Genomic DNA, 25,026 nt, shown 5'->3' with positions numbered 1-25,026 from the left:
CCGAGGCGGTAGTTGATCGACACGTAGACGATGTCGCCGCGGCGGACCAGCGACTGGCCGCTGTAGAGCGACGAGGACGAGGACCCGCCGGAGTAGGCGCCGCCGTGGATGAACACCATCACGGGTCGCGGCGATCCGGATGTGGACCCGGGTGCGAGCACGTTCAGGGTGAGGCAGTCCTCGTCGGTCCCACCACCCTGCGGTGCCGGGGACCCGAAGTGGAAGGCCCGCCGGACCCCCGACCACGGCTCGACCGGTTGCGGGGCCCGCAACCGCAGAGGCCCGACCGGGGGAGCGGCGTAGGGTATGCCCCGCCAGGCAGTCAGGTCGTCGATCCGGCGCCCTCCGACGGCGCCGGCATCGGTGTGGACCTCGAGAGCGCTCACAGGCCCTGCCCGTAGTAGCCCCGGTACCCCTCCCAGGCCAGCCTGCGCTCCCGGCGCGGATCGTCCTGGACGGTGGTGACGGTGTCGAACACGAGCGTTGCCCTCCTGTCGGTGTCGTACTTCGGCCATGACGCCAACGGTGTTCCCTGCGAGGCGAAGTGCAGCCAGTGCCGCTGCACGGTGTCCGTCACGTCCTTCAGTCCGCGACGACCGCCCGGCAGGGTGAGGCCGCGGCCGATCAGGGTGTCGGCGATGTCGAACACCGCGAACAGCTCGAATCCGTGTGTGGCGTCCAGTCCGAGCCATTTCATGGCGCGCGGGGCGAAGTCGAAACGATAGCTGAAGGTGGGGGCGAACGCGGAGTGGGCCTCGGCCAGTTCGATCGACGGCCTCCAGAACGTCAGATCGCCGCCCAGGTCGACGGCCGCGTCCGGTGCCGGGTAGCCGGGATACGCGGCGGTGACGCGGGCCTCGGCGCCCGGGTCGGTGAGTGCGAACATCCGCCCGATCCGGTCGGGGTCGGTCGGCAGCGCGTCCAGGAGTTTCGGGAACAGGGTGCCCTCGCGGGCATTGGTGCCGATGATCAGCGGAACCCGGTGTGCCGAGCCGTCGGCGAACGCGTCGAGCGGCGGCTTCGGCAGGAAGTCGCCGTCGATCACGGGGCCGAACGGGTGCAGTCCCGGCGTCTCCGATAGCACCTTCGCGCCGAGACGATTTCCGGCCCGGCCCAGTGCGCCGACCGGTGACGAGGTGAGCGCCTCCGCGGCGGTGTCCGGTTCGGCCCCGAGCAGCGTCACGTAGTCGGATGCCCACTGGGCGGCGCGGTCGGCGGTGGTGACGAGGCCGGGGGCGGAACTCTCCGAGATCGCCCGAGCGAACAGTCCTTTCGCGGCCGGGGTGGTCATCAGTGTGGTGACGGCGTTGGCGCCCGCGGATTCGCCGAAGACAGTGACGTTGTCGGGGTCGCCGCCGAATTCGGCGATGTTGCGTTGCACCCATTCGAGTGCGGCCACCTGGTCGCGGAGTCCGAGGTTGGAGTCGAAAGGTCTTTTGGGGGTGGAGAATTGGGTGAAGTCGAGGTATCCGAGCGAACCGAGGCGGTAGTTGATCGACACGTAGACGATGTCGCCGCGGCGGACCAGCGACTGGCCGCCGTAGAGCGCGGTGGCCGACATGCCCAGCGTGTACGCGCCGCCGTGGATGAACACCATCACCGGACGCGACCCGGACGTGCCGGGCGTGGCCAGCACGTTGAGCGTCAGGCAGTTCTCGCTACTCGGCTGATACTTGCCCGGCCGGAGTGCGGTGAATTTCTTGTGCTGCACGGCGGCGTCGCCGAATTCGGTGGCGTCGAGTTCACCGGACCACGGTGTGACGGGCTGGGGTGCGCGCAACCGCAGCGGCCCGACCGGGGGAGCCGCGTAGGGAATTCCCCGCCACGCGACCAGGTCGCCGACGCGCCGGCCACGGACCACCCCTGCGGTCGTCCTCACCAGTGTGTCGGTCGTGAGAGTGTCAGACGCCATGTCGGAAACTATACGGAGACCGCCTGAGGGGGCGTTCACCTCCGGCGACGGTCTTCCGTTCGGCTCAGCGCCGCGCCTCCAGCAGTCGCAGCCACACCTCGCTCACGGTCGGGTACGACGGGACCGCGTGCCACAGCGTGTCGAGCGGCACCTTCCCGACCAGCGCGATGGTGGCGGCATGGATGAGTTCGCCGACGTCCGTGCCCGCGAACGTCGCTCCGACCAGGGTGTCGGTGGCCCGGTCGACCACGAGCTTGGCGTGACCGCTGAAATCGTCGCGGGCCAGTGACGAGCCGGCGACGGCGATGTCGACCTCGACGGTCTCGACGTCCACCCCGGCGTCGCGCGCCTCCTGCTCGGTGATCCCGACGGCCGAGACCTCCGGATCGGCGAACACCACCTGAGGGACCTGGCCGTGGTCGGCGATCGCCCGGAATCGGGACCCCTCCAGCGCCCTGCCCTCGGCGCGGGCGGCGATCACGTCGCCGCACACACGGCCCTGGTACTTGCCCATGTGGGTGAGCAACGCGCGGCCGTTGGCGTCGCCGACGGCGTACAACCATTCGTCCGCCGTCGTCAGATGATCGTCGGTGGTGAGGTATCCGTGGGAGTTCAGCAGTCGCGCGTCGAGGCCGAGCGCCGATGTCGCCGGAGTGCGCCCGGTCGCGACGACGACCTCGTCGACGACGAGCGGATCCTGTCCCGCCACGTCCAGAGTCACCGGGCCGCCGTGGATACGGCCGATCCCCGTGTCCCGGGCGTCGGGCCGCTCGACGCCGCGAAGGTCCGCGCCGAACAGGATTTGCGCACCCTTCTTCTCCAGCGAGCGGGCCACCCGCTCACCGGCGAACGGCTCGTTCTTCGGGAGCAGTGCCGGGCCGCGCACCACCATCGTCAGTTCCTCGACACCGAGGTCCAGCAGCCACGTCGCGCTCTCACATGCCACGACGCCGCCGCCGATCACGGCGACCCGGCGCGGAACTTCTCTCAGGTTGGTGGCGTCCCGCGAGATCCACGGCAACGCCGCCCGAAGGCCGGGGGTGTCGGGGACCGCGGCGGTCGTCCCGGTGGCGACCACGACGGCGTGCCGGGCGCGCAGCTCGCGGGAATCGCCGACCCTCACCGTGCGGTCCCCGGTGATGCGTGCCGATCCGCGGATGACGTCGATCCCCTGCGAGTCGGCCCACATCACCTGCGACGAGTCGTCGTGGTTGCTGGTGAACGAGTCGCGTCGCGCCAGCACGGCGTCCACGTCGAGCGGACCGGCGGACACCCCGGGCATGTTGCGCGCGGCCCCGAGGACGTCACCCGGACGCAGCAGCGCCTTGCTGGGCATGCACGCCCAATAGGAGCATTCCCCGCCGACGAGTTCGTGTTCGATCAGCGCCGCGGTGCGGTCGCTGCCCGCGATGGCGTAACTCGCCGCGTTCTCACCCGCGGGACCGCCTCCGATCACGATGACATCGAACTCTTCCGCGCCGCTCCCAGAGTCAGTCATACCTGTAACGGTAAGCCGGTCGGTGCTGGATGTCAGAGGTTCCGGCGGGCCTCTCGCGTTGTTACCCGCGGGTAGATAGTGTGGCGGAATGAGACGGCAGAAGATTCTGATCACCGGGGCCAGCTCGGGACTCGGCGAGGAGATGGCTCGTCGGTTCGCCGCCCAGGGGCGGGACCTCGCGCTGTGCGCGCGACGCGTCGACCGGCTCGAGTCCGTGCGCGACGAGTTGCAGGCGGCGCATCCCGGGATCACCGTCGCCGTCCGCGAACTCGACGTCACCGACCACGACGCGGTGGTCCGTGTCTTCGGCGAACTGCGCGACGAGCTGGGCGGACTAGACCGCGTCGTCGTCAACGCCGGACTCGGCAAAGGGGCCCGGATCGGAACGGGCCGGGCCGACGCCAATCTCGCCACCGCCCGCACCAACTTCGTCGGTGCCCTGTCGCAGTGCGAGGCGGCGCTCGGGATCTTCCGCGAACAGAACTCCGGACACCTGGTGCTCGTGTCCTCGATCAGTGCCGATCGGGGTCTGCCCGGCCCGAAGGCGGCGTACTCGGCGAGCAAGGCGGGAGTGTCGGCCCTCGGCGAGGCGCTGACCGCGGAGATGGCGAAGAGTCCGATCGTGGTGACCACGCTGCTCCCCGGGTACATCGCCACCGACATGTCGGGCAGGGCTGGGGACAGTGCCAAGATGACGGCCAGTCTCGACGACGGCGTCGATGCGATGGTCGCGGCCATCGAGAAGGAGACGAACCGCGCTGCGCTGCCGGGAATCAAATGGCGAGGAATCGGTCTCGCGTTGAGGTTGCTTCCTCATGCGTGGACATCCCGGTTCGTGTAGGACTGACCTATGACGACCGCCCAGGAATCCTCGTCCCTCGGCCTGCAGCGTTCGAGGCCCCGTGTCGTCATCGTCGGGGGAGGGTTCGGCGGGATCCACGCCGCCCGGCGGCTCTGCGACGTCGACGTGGACGTCACCCTGCTGGACCGGGGAACCAGCCACCTCTTCCAGCCGCTGCTCTACCAATGCGCGACGGGGTTGCTTTCCGAAGGGGAGATCAGCAGCCCGCTGCGGCACCTGCTGCGCGGCAACCGCAACGTGCACGTCGCCCTCGGGGAGGCGCACGCCGTCGATGCCGCCAGCAGGGTCCTGACCGCCAGTCGCTTCGACGGATCCACGTTCGACCTTCCCTACGACTACCTGATCGTCGCGGCGGGAATGCGTCAGGCGTACCACGGGCACGACGAGTACATCCGGTGGGCACCGGGGATGAAGACCCTCGACGACGCGCTCGCCATTCGCCGAAAGCTGATCTCCGCCTTCGAGATGGCCGAATCGCTGCCCACCGCGGAGGAGCGCAGGCCGTGGCTGACATTCGCCGTCGCAGGCGGCGGACCCACCGGAGTCGAACTGGCGGGCCAGATCCGGGAACTCGCCGTGCACGCCCTCGCCCACGAGTTCCAGTCCATCGACCCCTGCGAGGCCCGGGTGCTGCTCTTCCACGGCGGCGACCGCGTTCTCCCGTCGTTCAACCGGAAACTGTCCGCGGCGGCGCAGAGAACCCTCGACAAGGTCGGCGTCGAAACGCATCTCGGTGTGCACGTCACCGACGTCTGCGAGACCAGCATCGAGACGACGGCCAAGAACGCGGCCCACACCAAGAAGCGCTACGGGGCTCGCACGATCCTCTGGACCGCGGGCGTCGAGGCCGTGCCGTTCGCGGGAGCTCTCGCGAATGCGCTGGGCGTGAAGCAGATTCAGGGTGGGCGCATCGCCGTCGAACCCGATCTCACCGTGCCCGGACACCCGAACGTCTGGGTGATCGGCGACCTGATGTCGCTGAACGAGCTTCCCGGCGTTGCCGAGGTCGCGATGCAGGGTGGCAGGCACGTCGGTGGATGCATCGCCCGCACCGTCGCGGGGGGAACGCCCGACCGCAAACCTTTCAAATACCGCGACCTGGGGAGCGCGGCCTACATCGCCCGCAGGCACGCGCTGCTCCAGGCCGGCCCGATCCGGATGTCCGGGTTCATGGGCTGGGTGTCGTGGGGTGTCATCCACATCGCGTTCCTTGCCGGGTACCGCAACCGGTTCGGCACCCTGCTCAATTGGGGCGTCACGCTGGCGTCGCGGACGCGCCGGGAGCGGGCGATCACCTACGGCGATCCGCAGTCGGCGCGTCAGCCCTACGCCGAACCCGCGTCCGAGTCCTGACGTCACCAGCTCCGTGCGTCGAGACCGTGGCGGGCGAGGACGTTCGCCGCTCGCTCCCGGAGCGCGGCGTGGTCCGGACTGTCCAGCGACTCGAGCGCGAGGGAGTAGCTGCCGCCGAATCGGCTGAGATAGGCGGAGAGCCGGGTGCGGCTGGTGACGACACCCGGATGCACGGCTCGGGTGGCGATGCCGGTGGCGCGGTGACCGCCGATCGAGACGAGCGCCTCGGGTAGCGGTCCGATGTTGGAACACAGTACGTCCCGTTCGCCGGGGCTGCCCGTGAGGGCATGCGCCACCCGGTCGGGGACCAGTTGCAGCATTTCCTCCGGGAACCCGGCCGGACTCGTCATCGCGGGCGCGGAGAACGCCGCGCGGCTCGCCGCCCGCACGTCGGCGACGGTGTCCTGCGGGCCGACGTCCACCTCGACCATGGCGACGGAGTTCGCGGTACCCGACGAGGTGGCGGCGCCCCGCAGGTCCATCGGCACACTGATCGTGAGCGGCCGGGATTCGCCGTCCCGCCGCGCCAACTCGGCCACCACGGCCAGGAACAGGCTGTTCGGGGTTCCGCCCGCCCGCTCCGCGGCGGCGTCCCACCGTTCGGCGTCCATGTCCAGCACCGCCGACACAGGTGAGTGGCAAAATGTGGCGGGGGACGCTTTGCCACTCACGTGCAGGAAGCGCCGGAGTTCCGCGCGCCGGGTCCCGCTCACCACGAGGCCGGCGACCGCACGCGCGGTTCCCTCCGTCACGCGGCGGGCGAGCCGGGTGGCGTCCCACATGTCCGCGACAGCGCCGTCCGCACCACCCGGAGCCGACGGGGGCAGGCCCTGCAGCGCCGCCACGATGGCTGCCGCCAGTCCGCGCGCATCCGCGAGCACATGCGAACACACCAGCGACAGCACCGTGCCCCCGTCGGCGGGTCGTGCGCACGCCAGACGCCAGCCGGGACCCCGCTCGGGGTCGACCGACAACGAGCCCTGCTCGTCCGCCCACGCGAGGACCGTCCCGGCCTCGGTTTCCGCGTATTCGACGGGGAAGGCGTCGGTACTCGGCTCGAACCGGGGCCGCGCGCCGGGAATTCGCGGACGCACCACGCGCCTGCCGAGCGGTCCGCGGGCGAAGTCTGCGCTCAGGGAATCGAGAATCGAGGCGTTCACCTGCCCGTCGGTACGCCACAGTCCTTGCATCACGATCGGCGTTCCCCACCCCCGATGGGTGCGCAGGAACATCTCGTCGACGACGCTCAATCGGGCGCTCACCAGCGAAGTGTACGACCGGTCGAGGTGGACGACGGACGCGGACCTCTGGACAGCCGGCGCATACTGGAAGTGCAGCGCTGTACAGACCGCACACGGAGAACACCATGGTTAGCGTCGAGAAATGGAAGGTGTGGGGTTCCGTCGTGGAAGTCGACGTCACCGAAGGTGCCGCCCTTCCCGAGGCTGCAGCGCTGATCGCGGCCGTCATCGACGAGGCCGAATCGGTCTGCGACATCCACCGCGGCGACGCCGAGATCCACGCCGTCAACCTCTCGCAGGGCGCGCCGGTGAAGGTCAGCCGGCGGATGTCGGCACTGCTGCGTTCGGCGCTCTGGGCCGCCCGGATGACCGACGGGGTGGTGAACCCGCTCGCCTCCGAATCGCCCGACGAGGACCTGATCCCCACCGTGCACCCGGAGCCGAGCTTCCTCGACGTCCAGATCGACGACGACGTCGTGTTCGCGCCGTGGGGCGCCTCGTTCGACATCACCGACACCGCCAAGGCCGACACGGTGGACCGGGCGGCGGAACTGGTCGCCCGCCAACTCGAGTGCGGGGCCGCCGTGCGTATCGGCGACGTCATCGCAACGGCCGGGCACTGTCCCGCCGGCGGCTGGCAGATCCCGGTGCCCGGCGACGGCGAGGTCGAATTGGTGAACGGGACTGCGATGGCGACGGCGTTCGCGCCCCCGGCTGCCGAACCGCCCACCGCCACCGAGTGGGAGACGGTGACGGTGATCGCCGACGACGCACTCTGGGCGTACGCGGCCAGCATCGCCGCCCTCGCCCGCGGCATCGGTGCGATCCGCTGGATCGAACAGCACGAGCTGCGGGCCCGGCTGGTGGACCGGTCGGGCCGGGTCTACACCACCGAGAGCTGGTGAATCAGGCCCGTCCGCGCTGACGGCGGTACCAGCGCACCAGGCTGTCCGTCGACGAATCACTCTGCGCGGCCGGTTCATCCGCGGCAGTGAGTACCGGCTGCAGCTCCACAGCCTGCGTCTTGCCGAGCTCGACACCCCACTGGTCGAACGAGTCGATACCCCACACGACACCCTCCACGAACACCTGGTGCTCGTACAGGGCGATCAGCTGCCCGATCACCGACGGGGTGAGCTTCGGCGCGAGGATCGTGGTGGACGGCCGGTTGCCGGGCATGACCTTGTGCGGCACCAGATGTTCGGGCGTTCCCTCGGCCGCGATCTCCTCGGCCGTCTTGCCGAACGCCAGGACCTTCGTCTGGGCGAAGAAGTTGCTCATCAGCAGGTCGTGCATGCTGCCGGTGCCGTCCGCGGTGGGCAGGTCGTCCGTGGGCTCGCCGAAACCGATGAAATCGGAGGGGACGAGCCGGGTGCCCTGGTGAAGGAGCTGGTAGAAGGCGTGCTGCCCGTTGGTGCCGGGTTCACCCCAGAAGATCTCACCGGTGGACGTGGGGACAGGGGAGCCGTCGGCACGCACCGACTTGCCGTTCGATTCCATCGTCAACTGCTGCAGATAGGCCGGGAACCGCACGAGGTCGTTGGAATACGGCAGCACGGCACGGGATTCGGCGCCGAAGAAGTTCGAGTACCAGAGTCCGATCAGGCCGAGCAGGACCGGCGCGTTCTCCTCGAGCGGCGCCGTGCGGAAGTGTTCGTCCACGGCGTGGAAGCCGGCGAGGAACTCCGCGAACCGCTCCTTGCCGATCGCCGCCATCACCGACAGCCCGATGGCGGAATCGACCGAGTACCGGCCTCCTACCCAATCCCAGAATCCGAACATGTTGGCCGTGTCGATACCGAACTCCGCCACCCGATCCGCATGTGTCGAGACGGCGACGAAATGCTTTGCGACCGCTTCGTTTCCGAGGCCGAGGCCGCCGAGCAGCCAGCGCCGCGCGGCGGTGGCGTTGGTGAGTGTCTCGAGCGTCGAGAAGGTCTTGGACGCCACGATGAACAGCGTGGTGGCCGGGTCGAGGCCCTGCAGGCTGCGCACCAGGTCGGCGGGGTCGACGTTGGAGATGAACCGGACGCTGATGCCGGCGTCGGCGTAATGCCGCAGCGCGCGGTACACCATCACCGGACCCAGATCCGAACCGCCGATACCGATGTTGACGACGGTCTTGATGCGCTCGCCCGTCGCGCCACGCCATTCGCCGGAGCGCACACGATCCGTGAAGTCGCCCATGCGGTCGAGGACCTCGTGGACGTCGGCCACGACGTCCTGCCCGTCGACGACGAGAGACGCGTCGGCGGGCAGCCTCAGCGCGGTGTGGAGGACGGCGCGGTCCTCGGAAGTGTTGATGTGCTCGCCCTCGAACATCGCGTCGCGGCGTGCCTCCAGGTCGGCGCTGCGCGCCAGCTCGAGAAGCAACCCGATGGTGTCGCGGTCGATACGGTGCTTGCTGTAGTCGATGTACAGGTCGCCGGCCGAGACGGTGAGTTCCTGCCCGCGCGCCGGGTCCTTCTCGAAGAGTTCTCGAAGATGGACGGACTGAATTTGAGCGTGATGATCACGCAATTTCTGCCAGGCAGCGGTTCCGGTGATGTCTGAGCTCACGAGATTTGAGCTTAATGCCCGCGCGTCGAAACTTCCGTGCGAACTTCGGTGCGGCGCATGATGGACGTCATGGATGCTGTCGAACTCATGCGAACCGTTCCCACAACCCTCTTTCTCGGCGGCGAGAAGCGTGACGCCGAGAACGGTGCCACGTTCACCGTTTTCGACCCGGCCACCGGTGACGCCCTCACCGAGGTGGCGGACGCCAGCCCTGCCGACGCGATGAAAGCGCTCGACGCCGCGGTCGCGGTGCAGCGGGAGTGGGCGGCGACCCCGGCACGTGAGCGTGGGGAACTGCTCCGCGCGGTGTTCGAGAAGATCACGGCCCGGGCCGACGACTTCGCGCTGCTGATGACGCTGGAGATGGGCAAGGCGCTGCCGGAGAGCGCGGGGGAGGTCAAGTACGGCGCCGAGTTCTTCCGGTGGTTCAGCGAGGAGGCCGTGCGTATCGCAGGCCGCTACACACCGGCACCCGCGGGAAACGGACGCATCCTGGTGACCAAGCAGCCCGTCGGACCGTGTCTGGCGATCACACCGTGGAACTTCCCGCTCGCGATGGGCACCCGCAAGATCGGACCCGCCCTGGCCGCCGGCTGCACGATGATCGTCAAACCCGCCTCCGAGACTCCGCTGACGATGCTCCTGCTCGCCGAGGTGATGGCCGACGCGGGGCTTCCGAAGGGCGTGCTGTCCGTGCTGCCGACGTCGAAGTCTGGTGAGGTGACCGGTCCGCTGCTCGACGACCCCCGGCTGCGGAAGCTCACGTTCACCGGCTCGACCGGGGTTGGGCGGATGCTCGTCGAGAAGTCGGCGAAGGGGCTGCTGCGCACGTCCATGGAACTCGGCGGGAACGCGCCCTTCGTGGTCTTCGACGACGCGGACGTGGACAAGGCGGTGGCCGGCGCCGTCCTCGCCAAGATGCGCAACGGCGGCGAGGCCTGCACCGCGGCCAATCGCTTCCACGTCGCGAACAGTGTGCGGGAGGAGTTCACCGCGAAGCTCGTCGACAAGCTGTCCTCGTACACACTCGGACCCGGCACGGATCCCGACACGACGCTCGGCCCGCTGATCAACGCGGACCAACTCGAGAAGGTCGGGGAACTGGTGCAGGACGCCGTCGGCGCCGGCGCCCGGGTGCGGCTCGGCGGGGTCGCCCCGGAAGGTCCCGGTTACTTCTACCCGGCGACCGTGCTGGACGAGATCCCCGCGCAGGCCCGGATCCTGAAGGAAGAGGTGTTCGGACCGGTCGTCGCGATCGCCGGGTTCGACACCGAAGAGGAAGGGATCGCCGCGGCCAACGACACGGAATTCGGCCTGGCGTCGTACATCTTCACCCGCGACCTGGACCGTGCACTGCGGGTGGCCGACGCCCTCGAATCGGGCATGGTCGGCATCAATCGCGGAGTCATCTCGGACACCGCTGCCCCCTTCGGCGGCGTCAAAGCGTCAGGCTTCGGGCGCGAAGGGGGCAGTGAAGGCATCGAGGAGTACCTGGAGACCAAGTACGTGGCACTCGAGCCGTAACGACCGCCGTCGGGGGATGGGCAGGCCGTTTCGGGAAATCAGTGACCGAGGCGGCCGCGCCCGAGGCGGAGCAGCAGCATGGCGAGTGTGTGGCCTTCCTGGCCGAGCTCGTTGAACCGCTCGAGCACCTTCATCTCACGGCTGTGGACGAGGCGGGGACCGCCGGACGCCATCCGCGTTCGCCCGATGAGCTGCGAGACCTCTGCACGGCGCTTGATAGCGGCGAGAATCTCGGCGTCGAGCTTGTCGATCTCCTGGCGGAGAACCTCGATCTCGGCCTCGCTGGTGGGAACAGCGGTTTCCTTGGCGGCTGATGCGACGGTCTGAGTGCTCATTGGTTCGTCTCCCTCTTGTCAGAACTTGGATCGTTGTTTTGGCTCGAGTCGTTACCGATCCAGGCTCGTTTGACGAAAAAAGCCCCGGATCCGGTGCGGACCTCGGGGCTCGTGAGCTGTTCAGTTCACGGGCACCGGAGGCCGGTACCCGTAAAAAAATCGCCACAGGGGGCGCGACGGCGGACTGAACATGTGTACCAGTTTGCCATGGCGGCACCGCGCAGGCCAAGCGGCTGTGACGCTGTCGGTACACGCCGGTAAGTTTGATAGACGATGAACACTATCTCCGGCACCGCTTCTCCTCTGAGCAACGAGACGACCCTGCGCGCCGCCGCACCTGCGCGCACAGGGTCGGACGTGCTCCTCGAGGGCCTCAACCCACCGCAACGGGAAGCGGTCGTGCACGCCGGTTCTCCGCTGTTGATCGTCGCGGGTGCGGGCTCGGGCAAGACGGCTGTGCTCACCCGCCGCATCGCATATCTGCTGGCCGAGCGGGGGGTGATGCCCGGTCAGATCCTGGCCATCACGTTCACCAACAAGGCTGCCGCGGAGATGCGGGAACGCGTCGCCCACCTCGTCGGCCCCAGGGCCAACAGCATGTGGGTGTCCACGTTCCACTCCAGCTGCGTGCGGATCCTGCGAGCCCAGGCGGCGCTGCTCCCCGGCCTCAACTCGAACTTCTCCATCTACGACGCGGACGATTCGCGGCGGCTCCTGACGATGATCGCCAAGGATCTGAACATCGACACCAAGCGCTATTCGGCGCGGCTGCTCGCCACCCACATCTCGAATCTCAAGAACGAGCTCGTCGACCCGGAGCAGGCGAGCGCCGACGCCGACAAGGATCCGGCGGAACTGCCGCGGCTGATCGCCAAGGTGTACGGGCACTACCAGCAGCGGTTGCGTTCGGCGAACGCGCTGGACTTCGACGACCTGATCGGCGAGACGGTCGCGATGCTGCAGGCGTTCCCCCAGGTGGCCGAATACTACCGGCGGCGGTTCCGCCACGTGCTGGTCGACGAGTACCAGGATACGAACCACGCCCAGTACATGCTGGTGCGTGAACTGGTCGGCGGAACCGCCGACGGCGGGGACGCGGACCACCGGGTCGCCCCGGCCGAGCTGTGCGTGGTGGGTGACGCGGATCAGTCGATCTACGCGTTCCGCGGCGCGACGATCCGCAACATCGAGGAGTTCGAGCGCGACTACCCGGACGCCCGCACCATCCTGCTGGAGCAGAACTACCGCTCCACCCAGAACATTCTGTCGGCGGCCAACTCGGTGATCTCGAAGAACACCGGCCGGCGTGAGAAGCGGCTGTGGACCGATTCGGGCGAGGGCGAGCTGATCACCGGCTACGTCGCGGACAACGAGCACGACGAGGCGTCGTTCGTGGCGTCCGAGATCGACAAGCTCGTCGATTCCGGCGACGCCAAGTTCGGTGACGTCGCCGTGTTCTACCGCACCAACAACTCGTCCCGTGCCCTCGAAGAGATCTTCATCCGGCTCGGCGTTCCGTACAAGGTCGTCGGCGGAGTGCGGTTCTACGAGCGCAAGGAGGTGCGGGACATCGTCGCGTATCTCCGAGTCCTCGCGAACGAGGACGACACCGTCAGCCTGCGCCGGATCCTCAACACGCCCCGCCGCGGCATCGGCGACCGCGCCGAGGCGTGTGTGGCCGTCCACTCCGAGCAACGGGGCATCAGCTTCGCCGAGGCGCTGCGGGACGGCGGTGAGGGCCGTGTACCGCTGCTGAACACCCGTTCCCAGAAGGCCATCGCGTCCTTCCTCGAACTCATGGACGGACTGCGGGTGATGCTCCCGCCGGAGACCACTGCGGATGACGTCGTCCCCGACCAGCTCGGCGACATCGGTGACGTCGTCGAGGCGGTCCTGGAGCGGACGGGCTACCGCGCCGAACTCGCGGCGAGCAGTGACCCCCAGGACGGGGCGCGCCTCGACAACCTCAACGAACTCGTGAGCGTGGCGCGTGAGTTCAGCTCCGACGCGCGGAACGCGGCCGGCCTCGTGGAACCGCCGGAGGACGGCGACGTCGACGCCCGGGACGGTGAACCCGACCCCGGTTCCCTCGCCGCGTTCCTCGAACGCGTGTCGCTGGTCGCGGATTCCGATCAGCTACCCGACAACGACGAAGGCGTCGTCACGCTGATGACCCTGCACACCGCGAAGGGGCTCGAGTTTCCCGTCGTCTTCGTCACCGGGTGGGAAGACGGTCAGTTCCCGCACATGCGAGCGCTCGGCGACCCCACGGAACTGTCGGAGGAGCGCCGGCTCGCGTACGTCGGCATCACCCGTGCCCGGCAGCGGCTGTATCTGACGCGGGCCGTCATGCGGTCGGCGTGGGGCCAGCCCATCCAGAACCCGGAGTCGCGGTTCCTGCAGGAGATCCCGTCGGATCTCGTGCACTGGCGTCGTGAGGACCCGGGCACCGGTATCGGTTCCGGTGGTGCGATCGGCGGTGGCCGTGCGCGTGGATCGGGATACGGCGGTCAGGGCTTCGGCGGCGGTTCCGGTTACGGCGGCGGGTCGGCAGGCACGCCGAGCTTCGGCGCCGCCCGCTCCCGCAACAACAACCTGGTGCTCACGGTCGGCGACCGTGTCAGTCACGACAAGTACGGCCTCGGCACGGTCCTCGAGACCAAGGGCGCCGGCCCCACCGCGACGGTCACCATCGATTTCGGCAGCGCGGGCAAGGTCCGGCTGATGCTGATCGGTGGCGTCCCGATGGTCAAGTTGTAGCGACGGCGAAACGACTGCGGCGCATGCAATGCATGCGCCGCAGTCGTGTGTTCGGGTGGTGCCGAGAGGTTTCGGTCAGTCCATCTCGGGGCCGAGGCTGATGCCGCGGGAGGCCAGCCAGGGGAGGGGATCGATCTTGTTCTCGCCGGCGAGGTGGACCTCGAAGTGCAGGTGCGGGCCGGTGGAGAAGCCGCGGTTGCCGACGGTGGCGATCTGGTCGCCCGCCATGACCTTCTGGCCGACGGTGACGGTGGAGGTGTTGATATGGCCGTAGACGGTGATGGTGCCGTCGGCGTGCTTGAGGCGGACCCACATGCCGAACCCGGAAGCCGGACCCGAGTCGATGACCTCGCCGTCGGCGACGGCCACGATGGGGGTGCCGATGGGGGCGGCGATGTCGACGCCCGCGTGCAGGGTGCCCCAGCGGCTTCCGAAGTTGGAGGTGAAGGTTCCCACGGCGGGGAGGACGAACAGGGGGCGGCGGGCAGCGGCTTCGCGGGCGGCGCGCTCTTCGCTGAAACGCTGTCCCTTGGCGAGCAGGTTGCTGAACTGCGACAGGTCGGTCGGGTTCGCGATGTTGAGGACCTGCGGGGCGTTCGACTCGGACGCGGCGGTGTCGGCGACCGTGGAGAACTGGGCGGCCTGCGGCTCGGCGGTGGTTCCGATGGTACTCGACTCGTCACTGGCGAGGGCGACCTCGGAGTGGTCGGAGGAGCTGGACGATCCGCTGGTGACGGCGGCCTGGCCTGCGGCGACTACGGCGCCCGCTGCGACTGCGAGGACTGCGGCGCGACCTTTGAGAGCTGAGGGGGGAGTCGGGATGCGGTGGGCTCCGCGGCGGGAGTGGGAGGGTGCGCCCTCGAAGGACTCGGAACCGCTGCGGGGAGTGAAGCCGGGAATCTCGGACTCGGTGTCGACGGTCTCGAAGCCGTTGCCGGCGTCGACGCTGTCGGGGGTGGAGCGTGTGGACTGCGAATTGCGGAAGAGCATGCGTGAAATCTCAGAACTATCGGTCTCGGGATAACGCTCGACCGACCTCGAGGGGTACGTGGGCGCGACTTCGTCGTTGTGACCCCGCAACTCGTCATCGTGGTGACTCACAAAACGGCTGGCCGTGAACTGGCTGCGATGGTGCATACGCCCGTCCCCCTCCTGCTCGTGACCTGCCTGTGACTTAGACCTTGGCGACGGTAACGAAACGGTTGCGATGCGCGCAACCTGTAACGCGGAGGAACGGCTACATGTGACGGGCATCACAAACTGAGCTGGGGAAACGTCGAACCCACTTTTCGTCTCGGTTCAATCTCGCCCCTGAATACGCGTGTCACAACGCGGGGGAGGCAGTGGGTTAGCGCTAGCGTCGGCCTGTGGCGTCATCAACTCGATCTCCGGACGGGCGTAGGGCCGAGCCCGAACGTATTCCCTCGTCCGGCGGCACCGGTCTGACGGCCGTCGAGGAGCCCGATCCCGCCCGTGCGCGCCGGGGGTGCGTGCTCGCGGTCGTCCTGGGTCTCGTCGGGGGTGTGGGAGTGGCCTCGGCGCCCGTCCTGCACGCCGTCCGTTCGGCCGACGGGGTGGCCGCGCCGTCCGCGATCGGCGCAGCCGCACTGTGGGCTGCCGTCTTCGCCCTCGCCGCACCCGTCCTCGCCGTCCCCGCGCTTGTCGCCCGGCGCACCGCGGTGGCGGGTGCGCTGCTGGCCGGTGCCGGTGCGGTGTCCCTCGGCGCCGCCGTGCTCGACACACAGCTGTGGACGGACGCCATCGACGCCAATCGACTCGAATTGTTCCGGCCCGAGACGGCGGCCGAGCTCGCCGCCGGGTCCGGCGCGTACGCCGCCCTCGGCGGACACCTGCTGATCGCCTTCGCCGGCCTCCTCGGCATGGTCGCAGTCCACCGGGAGTCGCTGATGGACGGTTACGGCGACGCCCGCAGCTCCGAACAGGTCGGACGAGCGACCGGCGCCCGTGCCGGATTCCTGCCGTCCGCGGTCGCGGTGGTCGCCGCCGTCGTGCTCGTCGGCGCGCTGTTCGCTCCCGCCTTCGTGTCCGAGGATCCGGTCATCCTCGTCCCGACGGTCGTGGAGTCGGATCTCGCCGCGTCCGCAGGCGCCGGGCTGCTGGCGGCGGCCGTTCTGATCGTGGTCGCCTCCGCACTGGCGTCCATCTCACCGCCCGTCGCGTCCGGTGCGCTCGTCGGGGCCGGTCTGGCCGCACTCGGCGTGGTCGGGACGCGCCTGGTGGCCGGACTCGGCGCGGGCGAACGGATCCAGCCCGGGCCCGGCGCGGTGTGGGGGACCGTCGGCGCCGGTGTCCTCGTACTCGTCGGTGTCTGCATCCCGATGGTCGACCGGGCTCGCGACAGCAGGATCCTGAAGACGCTCGCCACCCCCTCGTCGTCCGCGCCGGCTCAGGGCGCGCCGGCGAAGAAGGGGGCCGTCACCCCGTCCGCGAAGGGCGTCGCCAAGGCGGCGCTGCGAGCCGAGGCCGCCGCGGCCCGCGCTCGAATCGCCCGCTGGCACGTCGCCGCCGGGACCACCGGAATCGTCACCGCCGTGCTCGCCGCCGCCGGTGCCCTGCTCCCCGTCCTCGACATCCCGGCCGACGCCGTGCGCCCCGACATCTACGCCACCCGGGTCGTGCTCGTCGCCGCCCTCGTGCTCGTCGTCGGCTGCGTCTGGCTGCTGCTGTCGGAGTTCGCCTCCACCGTCCGGCCCGCGGTCGGAGTGCTGTGGGTGACGATCCCGTTCTCCGTCGCCTCGGTGTCGCAGTCCGTCGTGCTCGCCACCGACGTCCCCGGAATCGGCGCCGGAATCGGTGCCGCGCTGCTGTGGTGTGCGGCCGTCACCGCCGGCGTCACCGGCGTGCTGACGTGGTTCGCCGGTTCGGCGGAACGTGAGGAGATCGACACGTCCGAGGAGCCGTCGACCTCGATCGCGGTCCTCGCGGTCGGTGGTCTCGGGGCGGTCGCCGCGTTCGTCGGACTGGGACTGCCGCTCTTCCACGGGACGGATGCACGCGGCGACGACTACGCGCCCGCATCGTTCGCGGAGTTCCCGTGGAACCTCGACGTGTGGGGGCGCGTCCTACTGGGCGTCGCGGTGGTCCTCGCAGTGATCGTCGCCTCACGTGCCCGGCCGGCCCGGGCGGTGGCACTCCTGCTCGGTTCGGCCGTTGTGGTGGGGGTATACCTCCTGTCGTGGCCGCTCACCGCGGCCCGGGTGACCGATCCCTCAATGGGGGCCGGTGTCGTCCCGACAACGGTGGGCATAGTGTTGATTGCGGCTGCCGCGGCCCTCACGACACGCAGCAGAAATCGGTGAGGTCCGCCCCGTCGACCGCGGTGAGGCTCTCCTCAGTACTTCTGGTGAGGCTCGCCTCAATGCGTGTTATCGCGTGATGTGGACCACATAGCAGACACGCGGCCGCAGACCGGGCCCGGCAACTGGTTAAAGTCCAAAACAGACCCGCTCCTACCCCTCGAGCGGGTGTCAACGCAGACGAGACGGTGAGCAGATGGATCTCTTCGAATACCAGGCGAAGGAACTCTTCGCCAAGCACGAGGTGCCGACGTCGGCTGGGCGTGTTACCGACACGGTCGCCGGTGCACGCGAGATTGCCGAAGAAATCGGCAAGCCCGTGATGGTCAAGGCGCAGGTCAAGGTCGGAGGCCGCGGCAAGGCCGGTGGCGTCAAGTACTCCGCCGACGCCGATGCCGCCCAGGCCAACGCCGAGGCGATCCTGGGCCTCGACATCAAGGGTCATGTCGTCAAGAAGCTGCTGGTCGCAGAGGCGAGTGACATCGCCGAGGAGTACTACATCTCCTTCCTGCTCGACCGCACCAACCGCACCTACCTGGCCATGTGCTCGGTCGAGGGTGGCGTCGAGATCGAGGTCACCGCCGAGGAGAACCCCGACGCTCTCGCGAAGATCCCCGTGGACGCCGTCAAGGGTGTCGACCTCGCGTTCGCGCGCAGCATCGCCGAGGCAGGAAAGCTGCCCGCCGAGGTGCTCGACGCAGCGGCCGTGACGATCCAGAAGCTGTGGGAGGTCTTCATCAACGAAGACGCTCTCCTCGTCGAGGTCAACCCGCTCGTCCGCACGCCGGACGACCAGATCCTCGCGCTCGACGGCAAGGTCACGCTCGACGAGAACGCTGCGTTCCGTCAGCCCGGCCACGAGGCGTTCGAGGACAAGGACGCCACGGACCCGCTCGAGCTCAAGGCCAAGGAAAACGACCTCAACTACGTCAAGCTCGACGGTGAGGTCGGCATCATCGGTAACGGCGCCGGCCTGGTCATGTCGACCCTGGACGTCGTCGCCTACGCCGGTGAGAAGCACGGTGGCGTGAAGCCGGCCAACTTCCTCGACATCGGTGGCGGCGCCTCCGCAGAGGTCATGGCGAACGGCCTGGACGTCATCCTGAACGACGCGCAGGTCAAGAGCGTGTTCGTGAACGTTTTCGGTGGCATCACCGCGTGTGACGCGGTCGCCAACGGCATCGTCGGCGCCCTGAAGACGCTCGGTGACGAGGCCAACAAGCCGCTGGTCGTCCGCCTGGACGGCAACAACGTCGAAGAGGGTCGTCGTATCCTCGCCGAGGCCGCCCACCCGCTGGTCACGGTCGTCGGAACCATGGACGAGGCTGCCGACAAGGCTGCCGAGCTGGCCTTCGCCGCAAAGTAAAGGGACTCAAAAAACATGGCTATCTTCCTGACCAAGGACTCCAAGGTCATCGTCCAGGGCATCACCGGCGGCGAGGGCACCAAGCACACCGCGCTGATGCTCAAGGCCGGCACCCAGGTCGTCGGCGGTGTCAACGCCCGTAAGGCCGGCACCACCGTCACCCACGACGGCGGCGTCGAGCTGCCCGTCTTCGGCACCGTCGCCGAGGCCATCGAGAAGACCGGCGCGGACGTCTCCATCGCGTTCGTTCCCCCGGCCTTCGCCAAGGACGCCATCGTCGAGGCCATCGACGCGGAGATCCCGCTGCTCGTGGTCATCACCGAGGGCATCCCGGTGCAGGACTCGGCGTACGCCTGGGCGTACAACGTCTCCAAGGGCAACAAGACCCGCATCATCGGACCGAACTGCCCCGGCATCATCACCCCCGGCGAGTCGCTGGTCGGCATCACCCCGGCCAACATCGCGGGCACCGGCCCGATCGGTCTCGTGTCCAAGTCCGGCACGCTGACCTACCAGATGATGTTCGAGCTGCGTGACTTCGGCTTCTCCACCGCCATCGGCATCGGCGGCGACCCGGTCATCGGCACCACCCACATCGACGCCATCGAAGCGTTCGAGAAGGACCCCGAGACCAAGGTCATCGTGATGATCGGTGAGATCGGTGGCGACGCCGAGGAGCGTGCCGCCGACTACATCAAGGCGAACGTCACGAAGCCGGTCGTCGGCTACGTCGCGGGCTTCACCGCCCCCGAGGGCAAGACCATGGGCCACGCAGGCGCCATCGTCTCCGGTTCCTCGGGCACCGCGCAGGCCAAGAAGGACGCCCTCGAGGCTGCCGGCGTGAAGGTCGGCAAGACGCCGTCCGAGACCGCTGCGCTCGCTCGCGAGATCCTGCAGAGCCTGACCGTCCAGGCCTAGGCGCTCCGCGCCCGTGCGTGGTTGACGAGTCTCTGGACTCGTCAACCACGCACAGGCCGTTCAGGCATCGACCCACATCTCCCCGGCCGGATCGAGTGTCCCCGTCCCCGACGTGACGGCAGCGACCAGATCAGCCAGCTCCGCCGAGTCCCGCGCCGCGAGGGTGAGGACCGCGGATTCCCCGTATGTCGTGTCCACCACGACGACGCCCCGCCCACGCAACTCCGACTCGACGCGTCCCGCCTCGGCGTGGCCGACGGCGAGGGTGTGCAGGTGGCGAAGTTCCCTCCGCACGAGCGGTGCGGCATCGACCGCTGTGGCCACCGCGCCGGAGTAGGCGCGCACCAGTCCGCCCGCGCCCAGTTTGATTCCCCCGAAGTACCGTGTCACGACCACCGCGACGTCGACGAGATCACGGGCCTTGAGTACCTGCAGCATCGGAATGCCCGCGGTGCCACCGGGTTCGCCGTCGTCGCTCGCGCGCTCGACCCGGTCGCTGGGCCCGTTTCCGATGATGTACGCCGAACAGTGATGTCGCGCATCGGGATACGCCCGTCGCTGATCCTGGACGAAGGCCTGCGCCGCGTCGGCGTCCTCGACGCGCCGCAGGGCGGCGATGAAACGTGAGTGCTTCACCTCCGTCTCGAGGGTGAGATCGGCGGTGTGGGGAGCGAGGGTGTACGGCACCGAGCCATTGTCTCCTGCGCTGTTCCCGGCGCCGCGGGCCGCGAGTGACGGCAGTGACCGACGGGTATACGTAGGCTAGCGTCGGAAGAGCGCACGCAGACGACCACTTGTCGACTAGGAGAAGTCATGACGTTCACGCCCGGAGGACCGAGTTACGGTCCGCCCGCGCAACCGACTGCAGGGGGAGAACCGAAAGGCCTGGGCTTCTTCCTTCTGATCGGTGTCGCAGTTCTCGGTGTCCTCAACCTACTGCTCGGGTTCGCCCCCTACGCCACGTTGGCGCGAGAGTCCGTGAACTCGTTCGAAGCCAATACGGACGGGCTCGGACTGCTGTTCCTCGGTGGTCTGCTCGCGGCGGCATCCCTTCTTCCGAAGCAGTCCTACGCGGGCGCGGCGGCGGCGGCGTCCGTCGCGGGCTGGGTTGTCGCGTTGTTCGTATTTCTCAACGTCGACGCGGATTCCGGTTGGGGCGCAATCCTGATCCTCGTTCTCGGGTTCATCCAGTCGGCCGTGGCCGTCGCGGCAGTGCTGTTCGACATCGGGCTCCTGAAGCAGCCGGCGCCCAAGCCGGCCGCAGCCGCGGGCTTCGGTCAGCCCGGTCAGGCACCGCAGGGTTACGGCCAAGGCGCCCCTCAGGGCTATGGGCAGAGCCCGCAGCAGTCGTACGGACAGCCGCCGCAGGGCTACGGTCAGAGCGCCCCGCAGGGCTACGGGCAGCAGAGCCAATCGCAGCCCGGTTACGGCCAGCAGAACCAGCCCGGCGGCTACGGCCAGCAGGGTTACGGCCAGCAGGGTCAGCCCTCGCAGAGCCAGCCCGGCTACGGCCAGGGCTACGGGCAGCCCCAGCAACCGGGTTACGGAGCCGCTGCGGGTGCCGGGTCCGCGTCCTACGACGCCCCGACCACCGCCTACCAGCAGCCGCAGTACCAGGGGTACTCGCAGCCGTCGAGCCCGTCGCAGTCCACCGGAACGCCCAGCTCGCAGTACCCGGCCGGGACCAGCTACGGTTCCGCGCAGCACGCGGCGCCTGCGTACGGCTCGCAGTCCGAGTCGTCCCCCGTGGAGCGCACGCTGGAGTACGGCGAGCAGCCTTCCACCGAGGCGAAGCCGGCCGACTCGGCCGAGAAGGAATCGGAGGGCTACAGCGCGCCGACCCAGGCGTTCGACACGCGCGCCGACAGAGACGACAAGTAGCGGCCCAACCAGCAGGTGGCCTCTGACCCAACGTGGTCGGAGGCCACTTCTGTGCGGCGCGCCTGACCGCTGCCGCGGCGTCGGAGTGCCACTCTCGAGGGGATGAGTTCTTTGGTTGATCGTGCGCAGCGCGTCGCACAGGGTGCACGACGGCGAGCCGTCGGTGATGACGAGCGGCAAGTCCCGCGACAGCGACCCGTGCCCGACGCCGACGAGATGCGGGCGCTGCTCGCGGTCGCATTCCGGCCCGCGGGTGTCACCGTCGTCCTGTTGTCCGCACTCATCGTCGTCACGCTGGTGGCGGCGAACAGCGACCTTACGGGAACGTTCGGTGCCATCGCGGCGTCGTGGCTGGCGATCCACCAGGTGCCGTTGACGATCGACGGCACGTCACTCGGTGTCCTCCCGCTGATCCCGACAGCCGGGATGATGTGGGTCGTCGCCCGCGGATGCGCCGCCGTGGTGCACCCGGCGTCCTCGCGGCGGCACGCTCTGCAGGTGATCGGCGCTGCGGTGGCCGGACCGCTGGTCGTGACGGCCATCGGCCTCGCCGTCATCGCGGACGCGTCGGCGGTCATCCCGTTGTCCTCCCCGAACGCGCTCGCCGCGTTCGGGTGGGTGCTGTTCGTGCACCTGCTTGCGTCGGCGATCGGTGTGACGGTCGCGACGTGGCCGACGCTCGGTGCGCAGGTTCCGTCGTGGGTCCGGGACGCGGTGCGGCCGGGTCTGCGCGCGTTGACGGCGATTCTCGGTGCCGGCGCGGTCATGGTCACGATCTCGCTGCTGATGGAGTGGTCGACGGTCGGCTCGCTACTCGAACGCGGCGGCGGCGTCGTCGGAATGCTCGGACTGACGATCTTGTCGATGCTGTACCTGCCGAACGTCGTGGTGGGTGCCGCGGCCGCGGTCATCGGAGGGACCGCGCAGATCGGGGACGTCTCGGTCAGCGTATTCGGGAACGTCGGTGGTGCGCTGCCGCCGCTACCGCTGCTCGGCGCGGTTCCCGACGGGGTGTCGGGTGGCGCCTGGCCTGCGCTGCTGGTGATTCCGTTGCTGATCGGTGTGATGCTCGGACGCGACTGCGGACGTCGCGTCGCCGGGCAGGACGCGCTGTTCACCGTGCTGACCGCCGCCGCGGGGGTGGGCGTGGTGACGGCCGTGCTCGGCCTCGTGTCCGGTGGCAGGCTCGGCGCATTCGGAACGGTCGAGTTGCACTGGTGGGCGTTCGGACTGCTCACGTTCGCGTGGCTCGGACTCGCGGGCGCGGTGACAGCGGTGGTCGTGGCCTGGCATCGGAGCCGGGGCGCCGTGGACGAGGACGACGCCGACACCGAGGACGAGGAGCCGCACCTTCCGGGCGCGGAGGAGGTTCCGGCGATCGCCGCCCCGATCACCGAGGGGCCGGTGGTCGCCGAAGACGTCGCGCCGAGCCGGGTGATCGAAGCCGAACTCGTCGACGACACCGAAGCGCCGGCGGCGCCGGTTGCACCGCAGGACACCGGCGACGAGGCCGAGGTCGTGGTGGACGCCGAGGTCGAGGAAGACACGCCGACGGACGAACCCGAGGGGTCCGGAGACGCCGCCGAGAGCCCGGAAGCCGACCTGCCCCGAAGGCCCGCAACCCCCAGCGACTAGGCTCTTGGTCGGTCGACGATGCGACCGCCCCCATTTTCGCCCGTCTGTCGATTCACCCGGCCTTTCGATTGTTCAGGAGTAGAGCGCTGACTTCCTCGCGTGACCACCTGAGGCCCACGACCGGTTCGCCGGCGCGGATCGTCGTACTTGCCTCCGGTGCGGGAACCCTCCTGAGGTCGCTGATCGAAGCAACACACACGGACGGCTATCCCGCCGAGATCGTCGCCGTCGGCGTCGACCGCGACTGTGATGCGACCACCCACGCGAACGCGGCGGGCATTCCCCACTTCCGGGTGAGCCTGCGCGACCACGCCGACCGTGCCGCCTGGGACGTCGCGCTGACCGAGGCCGTCGCGTCCCACCAGCCGTCGCTCGTCGTGTCGGCGGGTTTCATGAAGATCCTCGGTCCCGCCTTCCTGGAGCGCTTCGGCGGTCGCATCATCAACACGCATCCCGCGTTGCTGCCCGCATTCCCCGGCGCGCACGCGGTCCCGGATGCCCTGGCCTACGGCGTGAAGGTGTCGGGATCGACCGTCCACCTCGTGGACGCGGGTGTCGACACCGGCCCGATCCTGGCGCAGGAACCCGTGCCGGTGCTCGACGGCGACGACGAGTCGACCCTGCACGAGCGCATCAAGACTGTGGAGCGGCGGTTGTTGGCGGACGTCATCGCCGCTGTCGCCACCCGTGGAGTTGTTTCCGATGGACGAAAGGCCGTGATCCCCAGTGAGTGAACGCAAGGCAGTACGCCGAGCGCTCGTCAGCGTCTACGACAAGACCGGTCTGGTCGAACTGGCTACGGGCCTGCACAAGGCAGGCGTCGAGCTGGTGTCGACAGGGTCGACTGCAGCGAAGATCGCCGACGCCGGCATCCCGGTCACCCCCGTCGAGGCGCTGACGGGCTTCCCCGAATGCCTCGAGGGCCGGGTCAAGACGCTGCATCCGCGGGTGCACGCCGGCGTCCTCGCCGACACCCGGAAGCCGGAGCACCTCGCGCAGCTCGAGGAACTCGGCATCGAGGCGTTCCAGCTGGTGGTCGTGAACCTGTACCCGTTCACGCAGACCGTCGCATCGGGTGCCACCCCCGACGAGTGCGTCGAGCAGATCGACATCGGCGGGCCGTCCATGGTGCGTGCCGCCGCGAAGAACCACCCGTCGGTCGCGGTCGTGGTGGATCCCGCCCGCTACGACGACGTACTGACCGCGGTCGCCGACGGCGGTTTCACGCTGCCCGAGCGCACCGCCCTCGCCGCGCAGGCGTTCCAGCACACCGCGTCGTACGACGTCGCGGTCGCCAGCTGGATGACGTCCACGCTGGTCGAACCGGGTGACTCGCAGTTCCCCGAGTGGGCAGGCGCCACCTGGGACCGCTCGGCTGTCCTGCGGTACGGCGAGAACCCGCACCAGGCCGCAGCCCTCTACGTGAACCCCGCGGCTCCGGCCGGTCTGGCCCAGGCGGAGCAGTTGCACGGCAAGGAAATGTCGTACAACAACTACACCGACGGCGACGCCGCCTGGCGTGCGGCGTTCGACTTCAGCGAGCCGGCTGTCGCGATCATCAAGCACGCGAACCCGTGTGGCATCGCGGTCGGAGCCGACATCGCGGAGGCACACCGCAAGGCGCACGCCTGCGACCCGGTCAGCGCATACGGCGGAGTCATCGCCGCGAACCGCGAGATCACCGTCGAGATGGCCGAGCAGGTCGCCGAGATCTTCACCGAGGTGATCATCGCCCCGTCTTACGCGGACGGTGCGCTCGGAGTGCTGCAGCGCAAGAAGAACATCCGCGTCCTCCTCGCCGAGGCGCCCACCGCGACGGGAATCGAACTGCGTCCCGTGTCCGGTGGAGCGCTCCTGCAGGAGCG

Annotated in this window: 20 protein-coding genes; 12 read left to right on the top strand and 8 right to left on the bottom strand. The window is 69.0% G+C overall.

Annotated elements, in window-relative coordinates; translation table 11 throughout:
- The 3 genes from AZG88_RS54490 to AZG88_RS32565 all read right to left on the bottom strand — a co-directional run.
- Window positions 1-386: carboxylesterase family protein (locus AZG88_RS54490; RefSeq protein WP_231914282.1), on the bottom strand; the 386-nt coding region annotated here is incomplete at its 3' end.
- Entirely contained in the window at window positions 383-1,912 is a 1,530-nt protein-coding gene (locus AZG88_RS32570; protein WP_061700198.1) for a carboxylesterase/lipase family protein, read from the bottom strand. The genes AZG88_RS54490 and AZG88_RS32570, both read right to left, overlap by 4 nt.
- Before the next feature lie 64 nt (window positions 1,913-1,976).
- Window positions 1,977-3,410 (bottom strand): dihydrolipoyl dehydrogenase family protein, encoded by a 1,434-nt coding sequence (locus tag AZG88_RS32565; RefSeq protein ID WP_061700197.1) that lies wholly within the window; start codon window positions 3,408-3,410, stop codon window positions 1,977-1,979.
- A gap of 88 nt (window positions 3,411-3,498) precedes the next feature.
- Between AZG88_RS32565 and AZG88_RS32560 the strand changes: the two genes are divergently transcribed.
- A complete protein-coding gene (locus tag AZG88_RS32560) occupies window positions 3,499-4,251 on the top strand; it encodes an SDR family oxidoreductase (RefSeq protein WP_061700196.1) in 753 nt (250 codons plus the stop codon).
- 9 nt (window positions 4,252-4,260) lie between these two features.
- Complete coding sequence (locus AZG88_RS32555; protein ID WP_005238511.1) at window positions 4,261-5,625, top strand: NAD(P)/FAD-dependent oxidoreductase; 1,365 nt, start codon at window positions 4,261-4,263, stop codon at window positions 5,623-5,625.
- A gap of 2 nt (window positions 5,626-5,627) precedes the next feature.
- On the opposite strand, the gene AZG88_RS32550 is transcribed toward AZG88_RS32555, so the two are convergent.
- Window positions 5,628-6,887, bottom strand: a complete 1,260-nt coding sequence (locus AZG88_RS32550) for a hypothetical protein (RefSeq protein ID WP_061700195.1) — start codon at window positions 6,885-6,887, stop codon at window positions 5,628-5,630.
- Between the two features lie 104 nt (window positions 6,888-6,991).
- Here AZG88_RS32550 and AZG88_RS32545 point away from each other — a divergent pair, with 104 nt between their 5' ends.
- Window positions 6,992-7,771: an FAD:protein FMN transferase gene (locus AZG88_RS32545; RefSeq protein WP_025432092.1), complete on the top strand. Its 780-nt coding sequence runs from the start codon at window positions 6,992-6,994 to the stop codon at window positions 7,769-7,771.
- 1 nt (window position 7,772) lies between these two features.
- On the opposite strand, the gene pgi is transcribed toward AZG88_RS32545, so the two are convergent.
- Complete coding sequence (gene pgi, locus AZG88_RS32540; protein ID WP_005238524.1) at window positions 7,773-9,425, bottom strand: glucose-6-phosphate isomerase; 1,653 nt, start codon at window positions 9,423-9,425, stop codon at window positions 7,773-7,775.
- A gap of 69 nt (window positions 9,426-9,494) precedes the next feature.
- Between pgi and AZG88_RS32535 the strand changes: the two genes are divergently transcribed.
- A complete protein-coding gene (locus AZG88_RS32535; RefSeq protein ID WP_197487980.1) occupies window positions 9,495-10,949 on the top strand; it encodes an NAD-dependent succinate-semialdehyde dehydrogenase in 1,455 nt (484 codons plus the stop codon).
- Window positions 10,950-10,987: 38 nt separating this feature from the next.
- Here the strand turns inward: AZG88_RS32535 and AZG88_RS32530 are convergent, their stop codons facing one another.
- The gene (locus AZG88_RS32530) at window positions 10,988-11,284 is read right to left on the bottom strand and encodes a chorismate mutase (RefSeq protein ID WP_005238528.1); all 297 of its coding nucleotides are present in this window, start codon (window positions 11,282-11,284) and stop codon (window positions 10,988-10,990) included.
- A gap of 273 nt (window positions 11,285-11,557) precedes the next feature.
- Here AZG88_RS32530 and pcrA point away from each other — a divergent pair, with 273 nt between their 5' ends.
- Window positions 11,558-14,044, top strand: coding sequence for a DNA helicase PcrA (gene pcrA / locus AZG88_RS32525; protein WP_061700193.1), 2,487 nt, complete (start codon window positions 11,558-11,560; stop codon window positions 14,042-14,044).
- 75 nt (window positions 14,045-14,119) lie between these two features.
- Here pcrA and AZG88_RS32520 read toward each other — a convergent pair whose 3' ends face one another.
- On the bottom strand, window positions 14,120-15,181 hold the full coding sequence (locus AZG88_RS32520; protein WP_005259979.1) for a M23 family metallopeptidase: 1,062 nt from the start codon (window positions 15,179-15,181) through the stop codon (window positions 14,120-14,122).
- 230 nt (window positions 15,182-15,411) lie between these two features.
- Here AZG88_RS32520 and AZG88_RS32515 point away from each other — a divergent pair, with 230 nt between their 5' ends.
- The 3 genes from AZG88_RS32515 (at window position 15,412) to sucD (ending at window position 19,645) form a co-directional block, all read left to right on the top strand.
- On the top strand, window positions 15,412-17,364 hold the full coding sequence (locus AZG88_RS32515; protein ID WP_061700192.1) for a hypothetical protein: 1,953 nt from the start codon (window positions 15,412-15,414) through the stop codon (window positions 17,362-17,364).
- A 193-nt stretch (window positions 17,365-17,557) separates the two neighbouring features.
- The gene (gene sucC, locus AZG88_RS32510; protein ID WP_005238541.1) at window positions 17,558-18,727 is read left to right on the top strand and encodes an ADP-forming succinate--CoA ligase subunit beta; all 1,170 of its coding nucleotides are present in this window, start codon (window positions 17,558-17,560) and stop codon (window positions 18,725-18,727) included.
- Between the two features lie 15 nt (window positions 18,728-18,742).
- Window positions 18,743-19,645, top strand: coding sequence for a succinate--CoA ligase subunit alpha (gene sucD / locus AZG88_RS32505; RefSeq protein ID WP_005238543.1), 903 nt, complete (start codon window positions 18,743-18,745; stop codon window positions 19,643-19,645).
- 60 nt (window positions 19,646-19,705) lie between these two features.
- On the opposite strand, the gene AZG88_RS32500 is transcribed toward sucD, so the two are convergent.
- Entirely contained in the window at window positions 19,706-20,332 is a 627-nt protein-coding gene (locus tag AZG88_RS32500) for an IMPACT family protein (protein WP_005238545.1), read from the bottom strand.
- Window positions 20,333-20,458: 126 nt separating this feature from the next.
- On the opposite strand from AZG88_RS32500, the gene AZG88_RS55165 reads away from it, so the two are divergent.
- The 4 genes from AZG88_RS55165 to purH form a co-directional block, all read left to right on the top strand.
- Window positions 20,459-21,526 (top strand): DUF5336 domain-containing protein, encoded by a 1,068-nt coding sequence (locus AZG88_RS55165; protein WP_005238547.1) that lies wholly within the window; start codon window positions 20,459-20,461, stop codon window positions 21,524-21,526.
- A 111-nt stretch (window positions 21,527-21,637) separates the two neighbouring features.
- On the top strand, window positions 21,638-23,161 hold the full coding sequence (locus AZG88_RS32490; RefSeq protein ID WP_061700191.1) for a cell division protein PerM: 1,524 nt from the start codon (window positions 21,638-21,640) through the stop codon (window positions 23,159-23,161).
- Window positions 23,162-23,229: 68 nt separating this feature from the next.
- A complete protein-coding gene (gene purN, locus AZG88_RS32485) occupies window positions 23,230-23,895 on the top strand; it encodes a phosphoribosylglycinamide formyltransferase (protein WP_061700190.1) in 666 nt (221 codons plus the stop codon).
- A partial coding sequence (gene purH / locus AZG88_RS32480; RefSeq protein WP_061700189.1) for a bifunctional phosphoribosylaminoimidazolecarboxamide formyltransferase/IMP cyclohydrolase occupies window positions 23,888-25,026 on the top strand: 1,139 nt, incomplete at its 3' end. The genes purN and purH, both read left to right, overlap by 8 nt.

The organism is Rhodococcus sp. LB1 (assembly GCF_001583455.1).
In the GTDB taxonomy this organism is placed as follows: domain Bacteria; phylum Actinomycetota; class Actinomycetes; order Mycobacteriales; family Mycobacteriaceae; genus Rhodococcus_F; species Rhodococcus_F opacus.
This window is presented reverse-complemented; position numbering and strand designations above follow the sequence as displayed.